The 15,164-nt window shown below is 65.9% G+C and carries 14 protein-coding genes; 13 read left to right on the plus strand and 1 reads right to left on the minus strand.

Annotation, left to right across the window (positions count from 1 at the left end):
- Positions 1 to 429: 429 nt before the first annotated feature.
- The 12 genes from coxB to AC1DW9_RS16500 all read left to right on the plus strand — a co-directional run bounded on the left by coxB (position 430) and on the right by AC1DW9_RS16500 (position 13,470).
- Complete coding sequence (gene coxB / locus AC1DW9_RS16445; RefSeq protein ID WP_441488911.1) at positions 430 to 1,314, plus strand: cytochrome c oxidase subunit II; 885 nt, start codon at positions 430 to 432, stop codon at positions 1,312 to 1,314.
- Between the two features lie 56 nt (positions 1,315 to 1,370).
- Complete coding sequence (gene ctaD / locus AC1DW9_RS16450) at positions 1,371 to 3,005, plus strand: cytochrome c oxidase subunit I (protein WP_441488910.1); 1,635 nt, start codon at positions 1,371 to 1,373, stop codon at positions 3,003 to 3,005.
- Positions 3,006 to 3,149: 144 nt separating this feature from the next.
- Positions 3,150 to 4,103: a heme o synthase gene (locus AC1DW9_RS16455; protein WP_476776300.1), complete on the plus strand. Its 954-nt coding sequence runs from the start codon at positions 3,150 to 3,152 to the stop codon at positions 4,101 to 4,103.
- On the plus strand, positions 4,100 to 4,270 hold the full coding sequence (locus tag AC1DW9_RS16460; RefSeq protein WP_141739979.1) for a DUF485 domain-containing protein: 171 nt from the start codon (positions 4,100 to 4,102) through the stop codon (positions 4,268 to 4,270). The genes AC1DW9_RS16455 and AC1DW9_RS16460 overlap by 4 nt, the downstream gene beginning before the upstream one ends.
- Positions 4,270 to 4,866, plus strand: a complete 597-nt coding sequence (locus AC1DW9_RS16465; RefSeq protein WP_441506443.1) for a cytochrome c oxidase assembly protein — start codon at positions 4,270 to 4,272, stop codon at positions 4,864 to 4,866. Before AC1DW9_RS16460 ends, AC1DW9_RS16465 begins: the two co-directional genes overlap by 1 nt.
- Positions 4,867 to 4,922: 56 nt before the next feature.
- The gene (locus AC1DW9_RS16470; RefSeq protein WP_441506442.1) at positions 4,923 to 5,786 is read left to right on the plus strand and encodes a cytochrome c oxidase subunit 3; all 864 of its coding nucleotides are present in this window, start codon (positions 4,923 to 4,925) and stop codon (positions 5,784 to 5,786) included.
- 66 nt (positions 5,787 to 5,852) lie between these two features.
- Entirely contained in the window at positions 5,853 to 6,227 is a 375-nt protein-coding gene (locus AC1DW9_RS16475; protein ID WP_441506441.1) for a DUF983 domain-containing protein, read from the plus strand.
- Complete coding sequence (locus AC1DW9_RS16480) at positions 6,224 to 6,991, plus strand: SURF1 family protein (RefSeq protein ID WP_441506440.1); 768 nt, start codon at positions 6,224 to 6,226, stop codon at positions 6,989 to 6,991. Before AC1DW9_RS16475 ends, AC1DW9_RS16480 begins: the two co-directional genes overlap by 4 nt.
- 91 nt (positions 6,992 to 7,082) lie before the next feature.
- Positions 7,083 to 8,498: a threonine synthase gene (thrC, locus tag AC1DW9_RS16485; protein ID WP_441506439.1), complete on the plus strand. Its 1,416-nt coding sequence runs from the start codon at positions 7,083 to 7,085 to the stop codon at positions 8,496 to 8,498.
- Positions 8,495 to 9,838 carry a M16 family metallopeptidase gene (locus AC1DW9_RS16490; RefSeq protein ID WP_441506438.1) on the plus strand — a complete coding sequence of 448 codons (1,344 nt, stop codon included), beginning with the start codon at positions 8,495 to 8,497 and terminating at the stop codon, positions 9,836 to 9,838. Before thrC ends, AC1DW9_RS16490 begins: the two co-directional genes overlap by 4 nt.
- Before the next feature lie 6 nt (positions 9,839 to 9,844).
- A complete protein-coding gene (locus AC1DW9_RS16495) occupies positions 9,845 to 10,459 on the plus strand; it encodes a GNAT family N-acetyltransferase (protein ID WP_441488903.1) in 615 nt (204 codons plus the stop codon).
- A gap of 101 nt (positions 10,460 to 10,560) precedes the next feature.
- Positions 10,561 to 13,470, plus strand: a complete 2,910-nt coding sequence (locus tag AC1DW9_RS16500; RefSeq protein ID WP_441506437.1) for an EAL domain-containing protein — start codon at positions 10,561 to 10,563, stop codon at positions 13,468 to 13,470.
- Positions 13,471 to 13,505: 35 nt separating this feature from the next.
- Here AC1DW9_RS16500 and AC1DW9_RS16505 read toward each other — a convergent pair whose 3' ends face one another.
- Complete coding sequence (locus AC1DW9_RS16505; protein WP_441506436.1) at positions 13,506 to 14,117, minus strand: YqgE/AlgH family protein; 612 nt, start codon at positions 14,115 to 14,117, stop codon at positions 13,506 to 13,508.
- A gap of 176 nt (positions 14,118 to 14,293) precedes the next feature.
- Here AC1DW9_RS16505 and AC1DW9_RS16510 point away from each other — a divergent pair, with 176 nt between their 5' ends.
- A complete protein-coding gene (locus AC1DW9_RS16510; RefSeq protein WP_441488900.1) occupies positions 14,294 to 15,145 on the plus strand; it encodes a protein-disulfide reductase DsbD domain-containing protein in 852 nt (283 codons plus the stop codon).
- The last annotated feature ends 19 nt before the right edge of the window (positions 15,146 to 15,164 follow it).

Below are 15,164 nucleotides of genomic sequence, written 5' to 3' on the forward strand. Positions count from 1 at the left end.
AACCGGCACGAATAGCCGGACATCGCCCCCTGAAGCCGGATCGCCCTTGCGGGAATCGTTCGTCCGATTCCGACAAAACCGCCATCCGTCTCTAATCATATTCGAGAGGGCGATCCATGTTTTGAGGGATGCCAGAAGGGCTTCCACACAAAACAATCACGCTCCGAATGTGCCTGCGTTGGGACCATGCAGACCCCGCCCTGTCAAGGACAGAGCCACAACGGAAGCACTTCTTGAGGCCGAGACCTCGCGTGATTATGCCGCACGGGCTGCGTGGAAGGCCTGCATTGCCCCTCTGGCGCAAGCGTGATCTTTGATTTATCGCAATGCCGAAGAACGAGGCGGGCCGATCAGCCGGCCTCGTTGCGCGTGGGCCGCATAGACAAGGACAGCGGGCCGCGACGGGATCACAGGAGCTATGTCGGACCGATGCGATTTCTGAGCAGGACCATTGCAACAGTGGCCGCAGCGGCCCTCGCCGCGGGCGCGACGACGCTTCTTCCTGAAAGTGCGCTGGCCGGCACCGGCATGCCTTCGCCCTGGCAGATGAATCTGCAGGGCGCCGCCACCGAGGTCTCGGAATACATTCACTGGTTCCATGACTGGCTTAACGTGATCATCTTCACGATCTCGATTTTCGTGCTGGGGCTGCTGATCTATGTCGCGTGGCGCTTCAACGAGAGGAAGAACCCCGTCCCCTCCAAGACGACGCATAATGCGCTGCTTGAAGTGGCCTGGACGGTCATCCCGGTCCTGATTCTCGTCGTCATCGCCATTCCCTCCTTCCGCCTGCTCAAGCTCCAGCTCGAGATTCCGCAGTCGGACCTGACCGTTAAGGTCACCGGCAAGCAGTGGTACTGGTCCTACGAATATCCGCAGGACGGCGGCGCCTTCGGCTTCGATTCGCTGATGCTCGACGAAAAGCAGCGCGCCGAAGCGATCGCCAGCAACAAGATCGCCGCAGCCGAGGCTCCGCGCCTGCTCGCTGTCGACAACGAGGCGGTCGTGCCGGTCGGCAAGGTCGTGCGCGTCCAGGTCACCGCGGCCGACGTCATCCACAAGTTCACCGTGCCGTCCTTCGGCATCAAGATCGACGCCATCCCCGGCCGTCTCAACGAGACCTGGTTCCGCGCCGATCGCGAAGGCATCTATTATGGCCAGTGCTCGTTCATCTGCGGGCAGAACCACGCCTATATGCCGATCGCGTTCCGCGTCGTGAGCGCCGAGCGCTATGCGGCCTGGCTTGCCGAATCGAAGAAGAAATTCGCCAGCGCCGGCGACGCCGCCGGCAAGGTCGCCGCCGCGGCCGAGTGAACGAACCAGATCTGACTGAACTCACGCGAACAGATTTCGCACGAGGAGACGAATCCATGGCAACTGCGGCTCCGGGCGCCCACGCCCACGCACACGGACATGATGACGCCCACGCCCACCCGACCGGGTGGCGGCGCTGGCTGCTCTCGACCAATCACAAGGACATCGGGACGCTCTACCTGACCTTCTCGATCATGGCTGGTCTGGTCGGCGGCTTCCTCTCGATCATGATGCGCATCGAGCTGCAGCAGCCCGGCCTGCAGATCTTCGCCAACGGCCAGAGCTACAACGTCTTCGTCACCGGCCACGGCCTGATCATGATCTTCTTCATGGTCATGCCCGCCGTGATCGGCGGCTTCGGCAACTGGTTCGTGCCGCTGATGATCGGCGCGCCGGACATGGCCTTCCCGCGCATGAACAACATCTCGTTCTGGCTGACCGTCGCCGGCTTCGTGCTGCTGGTCATCTCGATGTTCGTCGAAGGCGCACCTGGCGCCCACGGCGTCGGCACGGGCTGGACGATCTATCCGCCCTTCTCGTCGGCAGGCCACCCAGGTCCTTCGGTCGATTTCGGCATTCTCGCGCTTCACCTCGCGGGCGCTGCCTCGATCCTCGGCGCGATCAACTTCATCACCACCATCCTGAACATGCGCGCGCCTGGCATGACCATGCACAAGATGCCGCTGTTCGCCTGGGGCGTTCTGGTCACCGCCTTCCTGCTGCTGCTGTCGCTGCCCGTGCTCGCCGGCGCCATCACCATGCTGCTGACCGACCGCAATTTCGGCACCACCTTCTATGACCCGGCCGGTGGCGGCGATCCGGTGCTCTACCAGCACCTGTTCTGGTTCTTCGGTCACCCCGAAGTGTACATCATGATCCTGCCGGCTTTCGGCATCGTCAGCCACATCATCTCGACCTTCTCGAAGAAGCCGATCTTCGGCTATCTCGGCATGGCTTATGCGATGGTGGCGATCGGCGTCGTCGGCTTCATCGTGTGGGCGCACCACATGTACACCGCCGGTCTCTCGCTCAACACGCAGCGCTACTTCGTCTTCGCCACGATGGTGATCGCGGTGCCGACCGGCATCAAGATCTTCTCCTGGATCGCGACGATGTGGGGCGGCAGCCTGCGCTTCACCGCGCCGATGCTCTGGGCTATCGGCTTCATCTTCCTGTTCACCGTCGGCGGCGTGACCGGCGTGGTGCTGGCCAATGCCGGCGTCGACCGCTCGCTGCATGCGACCTATTACGTCGTGGCCCACTTCCACTACGTGCTGTCGCTCGGCGCCGTGTTCGGCATCTTCGCCGGCTTCTACTACTGGTTCCCGAAGATGTCGGGCTATGTGATGCCGGACTGGATCGGCAGGCTGCACTTCTGGGTCGCCTTCTTCGGCGCCAACCTGCTGTTCTTCCCGCAGCATTTCCTTGGCCTTGCCGGCATGCCGCGTCATTATGCGGACTATCCCGATGCCTTCGCCGGCTGGCATTTCTGGTCGTCGATCGGCTCCTACATCTTCGCTGCCGGCCTGCTCATCTTCTTCTACGGCGTCATCGTCGCCTTCTCGAAGAAGCAGCTCGCCGGGGACAATCCGTGGGGCGAAGGTGCAACGACGCTGGAATGGACCCTGTCCTCGCCTCCGCCGTTCCACCAGTTCGAGACCCTGCCGCGCATCGTCGGCTCGGACCACTGATCCATCTGGCGGCGGGCTCCCCGGCCCGCCGCCGCCCCTCCCCCGAGCGCCACCTGCGGCGTTCCGGAGATGGGCGGCAAGACCGCTCCCTCTCATTCCCCACGGCCGCTGGCGGCCGTCGTAAAGAGTGAAACGACAAGACCAATGTCCGCTGCGTTCGACAGGTTCGATTCCCGCACCGATGGCGCGAAGAGCTCCACCGGCGAGGCGCGCGATTTCTTCGCGCTCCTGAAGCCGCGGGTGATGTTCCTGGTCGTCGTCACCGCACTGGGCGGCATGGCGACGGCCCCCGGTACGATCCACCCGGTGATCGGATTCGCCTCGCTGCTCGCGATCGCGGTCGGCGCCGGTGCGTCCGGCTGCCTGAATATGTGGTACGACGCCGATATCGACGCGCTGATGGTGCGGACCGCCAAGCGTCCGATTCCGGCCGGGCGGATCCTGCCATCCGAGGCGCTCGCCTTCGGGCTGAGCTTGTCTGTCGGCTCGGTGATCGTGCTCGGCCTCGTCGCCAATCTGCTCTCGGCGGCGATGCTCGCCTTCACCATCTTCTTCTATGCCGTCGTCTATTCGATGTGGCTGAAGCGCTCGACGCCGCAGAACATCGTCATCGGCGGAGCGGCCGGGGCCTTCCCGCCGATGATCGGCGAGGCCGTCGTGACCGGCGATTTCGGCCTGCACTCGATCGTGCTCTTCGCGATCATCTTCCTCTGGACGCCTCCCCATTTCTGGGCGCTGGCGCTGGTCAAGTCCGGCGACTATGCCCGCGCCGGCATCCCGATGCTGCCGAATGTCGCCGGCCCCGCCGCGACGCGCCGGCAGATCGTGGCCTACTCGCTGGTCATGGCGCCGGTCGCGGTCCTGCCTGCCCTGATGGGGTTCGGCGGATTGGCCTATCTCGTCGTCTCCGTGGTGACCGGACTTGCCATGATCGCGCTGGCCTTCCGCGTGTTGCGCGTGACCGAGGGTGAAGCCGCCCACAAGGCCGCCTATGCGCTGTTCGGCTTCTCGATCCTCTACCTCTTCCTGCTCTTCGCCGTGCTGCTGGCAGAGAACAGCCTCGGCCTGATGTGGGCCCTGCCCAAGGTGCTAGGATGAGCGAAGCTCCGAAACGCGAGATCCCGCCGGCCTTCTCTCCGGAGGACATGGCACGCCGCAGGCGCCGCTCGGTCGCGCTGGCGCTGGTCCTTGCAGGCCTGGTCATTTTCTTCTTCGTGGTGACGCTGGTGAAGACCGGTCCGGCCATCATGAACAGGCCGCTGTGATGACCGCGACGCCATCGAACCGTCAGCATGCGAGAATGCGCCGGACAGCGCTGATCTGCGCCGGCGTTGCGGTCGGCATGACCGGCCTCGCCTTCGCAGCCGTGCCGCTCTACGACCTGTTCTGCAAGGTCACCGGCTTCGGCGGCACGCCGATGGTCGGGACAGCGGCCGCCGGGCGCATCCTGGACCGCAAGATGGCTGTGCGTTTCGACGCCAATGTCTCGCCGGCCCTGGGCTGGCGCTTCGAGCCGGAAAGCTCCGAGATCATCTTCCGCGTCGGCGAGACGCAGACGGTGTTCTACAAGATCACCAACACGACGGACCGGGTCTCCACCGGCATCGCGACCTTCAACGTCACGCCGACGCAGGGGGCCGCCTATTTCGTCAAGCTGCAATGCTTCTGCTTCACCGAGCATACGCTGCAGCCGGGCGAGACGCTGGAAGCGCCGGTCGTGTTCTATGTCGACCCCGAGATCGAGCAGAACCGCGATCTCAACGGGGTCAAATCATTGACGCTGTCCTACACCTATTTCCCGTCCAAGGCCGGCCAGCCGGTCGCGGATGGCAAGGGTGACGCGGGCAAGTCGAAACTATAAGAACTGCGACAGCACCAAGCGCTGCGCAGCAGAGTCGGACGCGGAGACAAAGTAAGATGGCCGGGGCCCATACCAAGAACCACGATTACCATCTCGTCGACCCGAGCCCGTGGCCGCTCGTCGGCGCGAGCAGCGCGACGATCATGGCCATCGGCGCGGTCATGTGGATGAAGGCGATGACCGTCGCCGGCATGCATCTCGGCCCCCTGGTCTTCGGCGTCGGCCTGCTCGGTGTTCTCTACACCATGCTCGCATGGTGGATGGACGTGGTGCGCGAGGCCGAGCACGAGGGCCACCACACCCGCGTCGTCCAGCTTCACCATCGCTACGGCATGCTGATGTTCATCGCCTCCGAGGTGATGTTCTTCGTCGCCTGGTTCTGGGCCTTCTTCGACGCCAGCCTCTTCAGCGGCGAAACGATCCAGTACGCCCGCCACGACTTCACCGGCGGCGTCTGGCCTCCCAAGGGCATCCAGACCTTCGATCCCTGGCACCTGCCGCTGCTGAACACGCTGATCCTGCTGACCTCGGGCACGACGGTGACCTGGGCGCATTACGCGCTGCTGCAGGACGACCGCAAGGGTCTGAAGCAGGCGCTCTGGCTGACCGTGTTCCTCGGCGGCCTGTTCTCGATCGTGCAGGCCTACGAGTACGCCCACGCCACCTTCGCCTTCAGCGGCCATATCTATGGCGCGACCTTCTTCATGGCGACCGGCTTCCACGGCTTCCACGTGCTCATCGGCACGATCTTCCTGGCGATCTGCCTGTACCGGGTCTATCTCGGCCACTTCAAACCGGCCCAGCATCTCGGCTTCGAGTTCGCGGCCTGGTACTGGCACTTCGTCGACGTGGTGTGGCTGTTCCTGTTCGCGGCGATCTATGTCTGGGCGTCCGGCGCCGGATCGGCCGCGGCGCACTGAGCGGCCGCCTCAAGACAATCCCGAAGGCGGCCGCGAGGCCGCCTTTGTTTTTTGCGGGAAACCATGATGGCAGAGTACGAGCATATCAGCCCCTCGCCCTATGCGACCGGCCTTTCCGGCCGTTGCCCGCGCTGCGGCGAAGGCAAGCTCTTCGACGGGTTTCTGAAGCTGCGCCCTCGTTGTGCCGCGTGCGGGCTGGATTTCGCCTTCGCCGACTCGGCTGACGGCCCTGCCGTGTTCATCATGCTGATCGCGGGCTTCGCGGTTCTTGGCGCGGCGCTCGCTGTCGAGATCGCCTATGAGCCGCCGATCTGGGTGCATCTCTCGATCTGGCTGCCGCTGGCCATCACCGTCTGCCTCGCCCTGCTGCGGCCGATGAAGGGGCTCGCGGTCGCGCTGCAATACGCCCACAAGGCCGAGGAAGGCAGGCGAGAAAAGTGAGCGCGCAGACAATGCCAGACAGCACACGGCGTCCGAGCCTTCTCCTGCCCGCGATCCTGACCATCTGCGGGACTTTGGTGCTCTGCACGCTGGGGAGCTGGCAGCTGTTGCGGATGGGCGAGAAGCACAGCTTCATCGAGCGCCTGCAAGCGCAGGCAGCGAGCCCTCCGGCGCCCCTCCCGCCCGAGCAGCAATGGAGCACGCTCGACCCAGCGAAGCTCGACCTGACGCGGGTCGCGGCATCCGGGCGTTACGTCGACGGCCCCTTTGCCGGCGTGCGCACCACGATCGCATCGGGCGGACCGGGAACGCGCCAGCTCTCCGGCTTCGGCCGCTGGATCTTCCAGGGGTTCCGGCTCGATGCCGGCGGGGTCATCCTGATCAATCGCGGATTCGTGCCGGAAGCGCGCCTGGGCGAGATCAAGCCGGCCTCCGGACCGGCAACCGTGAGAGGCTTCCTGCGCACGCCCGAAGCACGCAACAGCTTCACCCCAGCCGACCTCCCGGCCAATCGCGAGTTCTTCACACGCGATCCGGCCGCCATTGCGTCCTCCCTCGGCCTGGCGGCCGCGCCGTTCTATCTCGAGCTCGAGCGTCAGGGAGACGGGCTGACGCCGCCGGCCGGCGTCGATGTCAAAGAGTTGATCGGACGTATTCCCGACAACCACCTGCAATACGCACTGACCTGGTTCGGGCTGGCCCTGACCCTGATCGGTGTCTTCATCGCCTTCGCCTGGCAGGCCCGGCGACAGAAACACGACTGACCTCGCCCCGCGGCCCTGCCGCGGGCGCGCAACCTTTGCCCTCGCTGCGCTCCCGGCCTATAGCAGCAGCACGACCACAGAGAGCGACACCGTGCTGCATGTCTCCACCCGGGGCGAAGCGCCCTCCCTCGCCTTTTCCGACGCCCTGCTCGCCGGGCTCGCCCGCGATGGCGGCCTTTTTGTCCCGAAGGCCTGGCCCAGAATTGAAGCCCAGGACATCGCGGGCTTCGCCGGCAAACCCTATGCCGAAGCTGCCGAGCGCATCATCGGCGCGCTGGCCGACGGAGATATCGAGACGGCGGCGCTGCGCGCCATGATCCGCGAGGCCTATGCCACCTTCCGGCATCCGGCCACCTGTCCGCTGACGCAGCTCGGCGACAATCTCTTCGTGCTCGAGCTGTTCCACGGCCCTACTCTGGCATTCAAGGATGTGGCAATGCAGCTGCTTGGGCGGCTGATGGACCATGTGCTGGTGCAGCGCGGCGAGCGCGCCACCATTGTCGGCGCAACCTCCGGCGACACAGGCGGTGCTGCCATCGACGCCTTCAAGGGGCTCGAGCGGGTCGACATGTTCATCCTCTATCCGCAGGGGCGCGTCTCGGACGTGCAGCGGCGGCAGATGACCACAGTGGACTCACCCAATGTCCACGCCATCGCGGTCGAGGGCACGTTCGACGATTGCCAGAACCTCGCCAAGGCGATGTTCAATCACCACACGTTCCGCGACGAGCTGCGCCTCTCCGGCGTGAATTCGATCAACTGGGCCCGCATCGCGGCGCAGGTGGTCTACTACTTCACCTCGGCTGTCGCCCTCGGCTCGCCCCGGCGCAAGGTCTCTTTCGCGGTGCCGACCGGCAATTTCGGCGACGTGCTCGCCGGTTGGGTCGCCAAGCGCATGGGTCTGCCGATCGAGCGCCTGGTGATCGGCACGAACAGCAACGACATCCTGCCGCGCACGCTCGAGAGCGGCGCCTATGAGATGCGGGGCGTCGCCGCCACGACCTCCCCTTCGATGGACATCCAGATCTCCTCGAATTTCGAACGCCTGCTGTTCGAGGCGCATGACCGCGACGGTGCCGCCGTGCGCCGGCTGATGCAGTCCTTGCAGCAATCCGGCCGGTTCGAGATCGCGCCGGAGCCGCTGGCCCGCATCCGCTCCGAGTTCGACGCCGGCGCGGTCGACGAGGCCGAGGTCGCCGACGAGATCGGCCGCACGTGGCGCGAGGCCGGCTATCTGCTCGACCCCCATAGCGCGATCGGGGTTGCAGCCGCGCGCCGGGGCCTCGGGGCAGATCCTGCCACGCCTATGATCGTGCTCGGCACAGCCCATCCCGCCAAGTTCCCCGCAGCCGTTGCGGCGGCGAGCGGTGTCACGCCCGCCCTGCCAGCCCATCTCGGCGACCTGATGGAGCGCAAGGAGCGCTTCACCCTGCTGCCGAACGACCAGGGGCGCATCGAGGCCTTCATCCGGCAGAACGCCCGGACAGTGCGGGGAGCGGCGGCATGATCGCGACGGGGCCGGCCGAGATCGCCGAACTGGCCACGCCTGCGCCACGCTCGCCGGGGGCGCATGACCCTGAGGTCGACCTGACGACCCTGCCCTCCGGCCTGCGCATCGTCTCGCAGCGCATGGACCATGCGTCCACCGTCTCGCTCGGCATCTGGATCGGGGCCGGCGCGCGCGACGAGCTTCCGAACGAACACGGCCTGGCGCATCTGCTCGAGCACATGGCCTTCAAGGGCACGGCGCGGCGCAGCGCCCGTGAGATCGCCGAGGAGATCGAAAGCGTTGGCGGGGATCTCAACGCCGCGACCAGCGTCGAGTACACCTGCTACACAGCCCGGGTCCTGGGCTCCGACCTCGCACTCGCCGTGGACATCCTGGCCGATATCCTGACGTCGCCAGCGCTTGCGCCCGAGGAACTCGCCCGCGAGAAGGGTGTCATCCTGCAGGAGATCGGCGCGGTTCAGGATACGCCCGACGATCTCGTCTATGACCGCTTCCTGCAGGCGGCCTTTCCGGACCAGCCCCTCGGCCGCCCGATCCTGGGAACAGCGAAGACGGTCAACAGTTTCACACCCGACGCCATCCGGGCCTATCTGGCGCGGCACTACCATGCCGGCAACATGGTGCTGGCTGCTTCGGGCGCCGTCGACCATGACGAGCTCGTCGCCTTGGCACGTGACAGGCTCGCCAGCCTCCCATGCAAACCCGTCAAAGCCTTCGAGCGCGAAGATGGTCATTACCGGGGCGGCGAAGCGCGGATCGAGGGCGACGAGGAGCAGGTCCATCTGGTGCTCGGCTTTCCCGGCCAGCCTTTCCGGGACGGCGCGCATTACCCGCTCCAGGTGTTCTCCTCCGTGCTCGGCGGAGGGCTGTCATCCCGGCTGTTCCAGGAGGTGCGCGAGCAGCGCGGCCTCGCCTATTCCATCGACGCCTTCCACTGGCCCTTCTCCGATTGCGGCGTCTTTGGAATCAGCGCCGGCACGGCACCGGAAGATGCGAGCGAGCTGATCGATGTCGCGCTTGGTTGCCTGCGGCAGGCTGCCGAAGATGTGACGGAGGTCGAGGTTGCACGCGCCCGGGCCCAGATGAAGGTCGGGCTGCTGGCCTCGCTTGAGAGCCCTGGTGGCAAGCTTGAACAGATGGCCCGCCAGGTGCTTGTCTTCGGACGTGCGATACCGCGCGAGGAGCTGGCGCACCGGCTCGATGCTGTCACGCTGGAGGATGTTCGCGCCGCCGGACGTTCTCTGCTCGGGCACCAGCCAACGATCGCCGCCGTTGGTCCGCTGTCCGGTCTCCCGGCGGCAGAGCAACTGCGGCAGGCCGCACGCTCCGGGGATTGAGCAACCATGGCTCTCTTCCGCTTCTCGACCGACCCGCCAGCCCGCCCGCTCGTTCGCACGCCGAACCTGTTTCTGCGGGCGCCACTGGCGAACGACTATGCGGCCTGGGCGGTTCTGCGGATGGAGAGCCGGGAATTCCTGACGCCCTGGGAGCCGGTCTGGAACGAGGATGACCTGACGCGGAATTCGTTCCGCCTGCGCGTCAAGCGTGCCGCACGTGAGATCGCGGCTGACGAAGCCTATCCCCTGTTCATTTTCGATGCCGGCAGCGAAACCTTGCTGGGGGGACTGACGCTCGGACTGATTCGCCGCGGCGTCGCCCAGGCCTGCACGCTCGGCTACTGGATGGGGCAACGCCACGCCGGCAAGGGATATATGACCGAAGCCGTGCGCGGCGCGGTGCGCTTCGCTTTTTCCGACCTCGGCCTGCATCGCGTCGAAGCCGCCTGTCTGCCCGGCAATGAGCCGTCTCGCCGGCTGCTGGAGCGCGTCGGCTTCCGCTGCGAAGGCGAGGCGCGGGCCTATCTGCGCATCAACGGAAACTGGGCGGACCACTTGCTCTATGCGATGATTTCGACGGACCGGCTGCTCGGCCCCGCGGAGACGGGCGGCGCGCGATGATCCACAGGGCCGAGCCTCTGCCTTGCCCTCGCCACGACCGGTCGGTACGACTGGGTCCCCCGCCCCGCTTGAGCGCGGCCCACACAGTTACCGAGTCGCGCTTGTCCCTTCCTGACCGACTTCTCCGGTTTGGCCTTGCCTTTGTCGGCCTCGCACTCCTGTTCGTGCTGTCCCTGGCCGCACCGGCCCAGGCCGTCGAGGCCGTCCGCGTCCCTGTCGACGCACCGGTGATCGACCTGACCCATGTGGTCGAGCGCAACAAATCCGATGGCGACGTCATCCAGATCTCGACCGCGCCGGGGCCCGACGGCATCGTGCGCCGCATCGCGGTCAGGGCACGCGAGTCGGGCGCACGGCCGGACTGGATCGTCTTCGCGCTCACAAATGATTCCGACGAGCAGATCGACCGGCTGCTGGTCGCGCCGTTCCATCGCCTGATCGGCTCCGGCGTGATCTGGCCTGATCTCGGCGACACGCGGATCGAGGCCGTGACGGCGAGCCAGGGGCTTCGCCCCGAGCGCGAGGATAGCCCGGACGCCGACGTCTTCATGATCACGCTCGACCCGGGCACGACGGTGACCTTCGTCGCCGAGCTGAAATCTCCGAACCTGCCTCAGCTCTATCTGTTCGAGCAGGAGGCCTATCGCCAGAAGACCAACGGGCTGACGCTCTACAAGGGCATCATCATCGGCATTGCCGGCCTGCTCGCGCTCTTCCTGACCATCATCTTCGTGGTCAAGGGAGCGGTGATCTTCCCGGCCGCCGCCGCCCTGGCCTGGGCCGTTCTCGCTTATGCAGGGCTCGATTTCGGCTTCTTCCAGCGCATCTTCCCGCTGACGCCGGCGATCGAGCGCATCTACCGCGCCGGAGCGGAAGTGGTGCTGGCGGCGACGCTGCTCGTCTTCCTCTTCGCCTATCTCAACCTGTCGCGCTGGCATGTCCGCTACAGCCACGTGACGATCATCTGGATCCTCGGCCTCTTCGGCCTCGTCGGTCTGGCCGTCTTCGATGCCCCGATGGCGTCGGGCATCGCGCGCATCTCGATCGCCGCCGTCGCGGCCGTCGGCTTCGTGCTGATCCTGCACCTGGCGACGCATGGCTACGAGCGCGCCGTCATGCTGATCCCGACCTGGTTCCTGCTCGCCGTCTGGGTGACGGCGGCCGGGTTCACGGTCACCGGCCAGTTCCAGCGCGACCTCGTCGCGCCCGCCCTGATCGGCGGGCTGGTGCTGATCGTGCTGCTGATCGGCTTCACCGTCATTCAGCACGCCTTCGCCGGCGGCGCGCTGGCGCAGGGCCTTGTCTCCGATACCGAGCGACGGGCGCTGGCGCTGTCGGGCTCCGGCGATCTCGTCTTCGACTGGGATGTCAGCGCCGACAAGATCTTCGTCTCGCCGCAGACCGAGACCCTGCTCGGCCTGTCGCGCGGCGCGCTCGAAGGTTCGGCGGCGCGCTGGCTTGAATACATGCATGTCTCCGATCGCGACCGCTATCGCGTCACGCTCGATGCCGTGCTGGAACAGCGGCGCGGCAAGCTGCAGCTCGATTTCCGTCTGCGAGCCGCCAATGGCAGCTATCACTGGTTCAACCTCAAGGCCCGACCCGTCATCGGCTCCAACGGCGAGGTCATCCGCGTGATCGGCACGCTCGCCGATGTCACCGAGCAGAGGACTGCGCAGGAGCGGCTGCTGCATGACGCGGTGCATGACAACCTGACCGGCCTGCCCAACCGCAAGCTGTTCCAGGACCGTCTCGGCGCCGTCTTCGGCTTCTGCCGCGCCGACGACAATATCCGCCCGACAGTGATCGTCATCGACATCGACCGCTTCAAGCAGGTCAACGAGTCGGTCGGCTTCTCCGCGGGCGATTCGATCCTGCTGACGCTCGCCCGCAGGCTCGGCCGTCTGCTGCGGGCGCAGGACACGCTTGCCCGCATCGGCGGCGACACCTTCGCCATGATCCTTGTCTCCGAGCGGGACCCCGAGCGTATCCTGGCCTTGGCGGAACTCGTTCGCCGCGCCGTCTCGACGCCGGTGACCTTCGCGGAACGCGAGATCTTCCTGACCCCCTCGATCGGGCTTGCACTGTTCGACGCCTCGCCGGCGGCCCGCAAGGACGATGCGCTGAAGAACGCCGAGCTGGCGATGGCGCATGCCAAGCGCCAGGGCGGCAACAAGATCGAGGTCTTCGTGCCCGCGATGCGGACCGATCGCAACGATCGTCTTGCCCTGGAGAGCGATCTGCGTCGCGCCATTGAGCGCGGCGAGATTCAGGTGATGTACCAGCCGATCGTCAGGCTGGAGGACCGGACCATCGCGGGCTTCGAGGCCCTGGTGCGCTGGGACCACCCACGCGAGGGCCGGCTGCTGCCGCAGGATTTCCTGGCGATCGCTGAGGAAACCGGGCTGATCGTCGATCTCGGCGTCTATGTGATGGACCGTACCGCACGCGAGCTCGCCGCCTGGCAGGCCGCGCTCGAGGTCGACCCGCCGATCTTCGCCAGCGTCAACGTCTCGAGCCGCCAGTTGCTGCGCCACGACCTGCTGCATGACGTCAAGACGGTGCTGGCGCGCCGGCGCGTCTTGCCGGGCACGCTCAAGCTCGAGATCACCGAAAGCCTGGTGATGGAGAATCCGGAATATGCCGCGCAGATGCTCTCGCGCATCCGCGAACTCGGCGCCGGGCTCTCGCTCGATGATTTCGGCACCGGCTATTCCTCGCTGTCCTATCTGCAGCGGTTTCCGTTCGACACGATCAAGGTCGATCAGAGCTTCGTGCGCCAGATGGGCAACGGGAAACCGCCGGTGATCCTGCGCTCGATCGTCCAGCTCGCCGCCGATCTGCGCATGGACGTCGTTGCCGAGGGCGCGGAGACGGAGTCGGATGCGATCGAGCTCTACCAGCTCGGCTGCCAATATGCGCAGGGCTATATCTTCGGGCAGCCGATGAGCGCAGCCGAAGCCCGCAGGCTGGTGGGCGCGAGCGCCGCGTCCTCTTCGGAAGCAGCGTAACCCCTCCCCTATACCGGGAGGGAGGCCGGCGCCGCTCAGGCGTGTCCGGCCGTGCTGGACAGGAACGCGGGATCGATGCCGATCTTGTGCAGCGCGCGTTGGTATTTGGTTTCGATGCTGTCGTCGAAGAGCAGCGCCGGGTCAGCGGCGCAGTGCAGCCAGCCATTCGACTGGATCTCGGATTCAAGCTGCCCCGCTCCCCAGCCCGCATAGCCAAGAGCAAGCACCGCGTTCTCCGGACCGCTGCCAATGGCAATGGCCCGCAGGATATCCAAGGTCGCCGTCAGGCAGATGCCGTTGTCGATCGGCAGGGTCGCCGATTCCAGGAAGAAGTCCGAGGAGTGCAGCACGAAGCCACGCTTGGTCTCCACCGGTCCGCCGCGCAGCACCTGCATCCGTTCGGCCTGGCTCGGCAGGCGAATCAGCTCTTCCGAGGGAATCACGTCGAGCTGGACCAGCAGATCGGGAAACCGCGTGTCCGGCGCCGGCTTGTTGAGGATGATGCCCATGGCGCCATCCTCGGAATGCGCACAGATATAGACCACGCTGCGGCTGAAACGCGCGTCAGTCATGCCGGGCATGGCAATCAGGCACTGCCCGTCGAGATAGCTGCGGCCGCTGACGCGTTGGCTCGATCCGATCTTCATACCGCCATGCTAAATCCAATCGGCCCGGCTGGAAACCGGTGTCCTTGAAAATGCCGGCACCGCGATTGCGCCCCAATCATGCGGCATAGGATGAATGGCTGCATGTCACATGATTGCCAGCAAATGTGAGAGAGATTGTTTCGCTTTTTGCAGACGCATTCCCTAAGACGGTCATCGTGAAGTTGGCATTGCTCTCACTCGCGCTCGCCGCGCTGGCGTTCAGCGCTCCTGCTCAGGCGCAGGAGGCGGCGGTGTCGTCATGGTCCCGCAGCACGCATTCCTCGATCCGCCTGATCGCCGGAGCGACGGCCCCCTCGGGCAAGCAACGCATCGGCGTCGAGATCACTATGGCGCCAGGCTACAAGACCTATTGGCGCAACCCCGGCGATTCCGGCGTTCCTCCCTCCTTCGACTGGAGCGGCTCCACTAATGTCGGTGGCCTCGACGTGCGCTGGCCCGCGCCGGAACGCTTCGAGGATGGCACCGGCTTTTCGATCGGCTATGTCGGCGAGGTCGTGGTGCCGGTGTCGGTGCAGCCGGTCGACCCCAGCAAGCCAGTCATGGTCGTGCTCAAGCTCGATTATGCCGTCTGCGAGAAGATGTGCATTCCCGCCAAGGGCGAGGCTCAGCTCTGGCTCGAGCCCGGCGTGACCTCGGTCACCTCGCCACGGCTCGAGAGCTTCGAGGCGCGGGTGCCGATTCCCGTCAAGCTTGGGCCGCACAAAGAGAAGATCTCGGTGATCGAGGTACTGCCCGGCGAGGCTGGACCCGAGCCCAAGGTCAAGCTCGTGCTGCAGGCTCCGCCGGACGGCGCGATCGAGGATGTCTTCGTCGAGGGGCCCGGCGCCTGGTCCTTCAGCAAACCGGTCCTGAAGCCGCAGGCCGATGGCACGGTGCTCGCCCATGTCCGGATTACCGACCGTCCCAAGGGCGCAGCGGGACCGGTGCCCTTCATCGTGACGGTGCGCGGCAAACCTGCGGCGGTCGAGACGCGGCTTGAACTCGACATCCCGGTCGCCAAGCCCTAATCCCTGACCGAGCGGCGAA

The sequence above is a fragment of the Allobosea sp. P4_E12 genome (genome assembly GCF_056401655.1).

Coding starts and splice junctions, on each gene's coding strand:
- coxB (WP_441488911.1), top strand. CDS start 430: ATGCGATTTCTGAGCAGGACCATTGCAACAGTGGCCGCAGCGGCCCTC.
- ctaD (WP_441488910.1), top strand. CDS start 1,371: ATGGCAACTGCGGCTCCGGGCGCCCACGCCCACGCACACGGACATGAT.
- AC1DW9_RS16455 (WP_476776300.1), top strand. CDS start 3,150: ATGTCCGCTGCGTTCGACAGGTTCGATTCCCGCACCGATGGCGCGAAG.
- AC1DW9_RS16460 (WP_141739979.1), top strand. CDS start 4,100: ATGAGCGAAGCTCCGAAACGCGAGATCCCGCCGGCCTTCTCTCCGGAG.
- AC1DW9_RS16465 (WP_441506443.1), top strand. CDS start 4,270: ATGACCGCGACGCCATCGAACCGTCAGCATGCGAGAATGCGCCGGACA.
- AC1DW9_RS16470 (WP_441506442.1), top strand. CDS start 4,923: ATGGCCGGGGCCCATACCAAGAACCACGATTACCATCTCGTCGACCCG.
- AC1DW9_RS16475 (WP_441506441.1), top strand. CDS start 5,853: ATGGCAGAGTACGAGCATATCAGCCCCTCGCCCTATGCGACCGGCCTT.
- AC1DW9_RS16490 (WP_441506438.1), top strand. CDS start 8,495: ATGATCGCGACGGGGCCGGCCGAGATCGCCGAACTGGCCACGCCTGCG.
- AC1DW9_RS16495 (WP_441488903.1), top strand. CDS start 9,845: ATGGCTCTCTTCCGCTTCTCGACCGACCCGCCAGCCCGCCCGCTCGTT.
- AC1DW9_RS16505 (WP_441506436.1), bottom strand. CDS start 14,117: ATGAAGATCGGATCGAGCCAACGCGTCAGCGGCCGCAGCTATCTCGAC.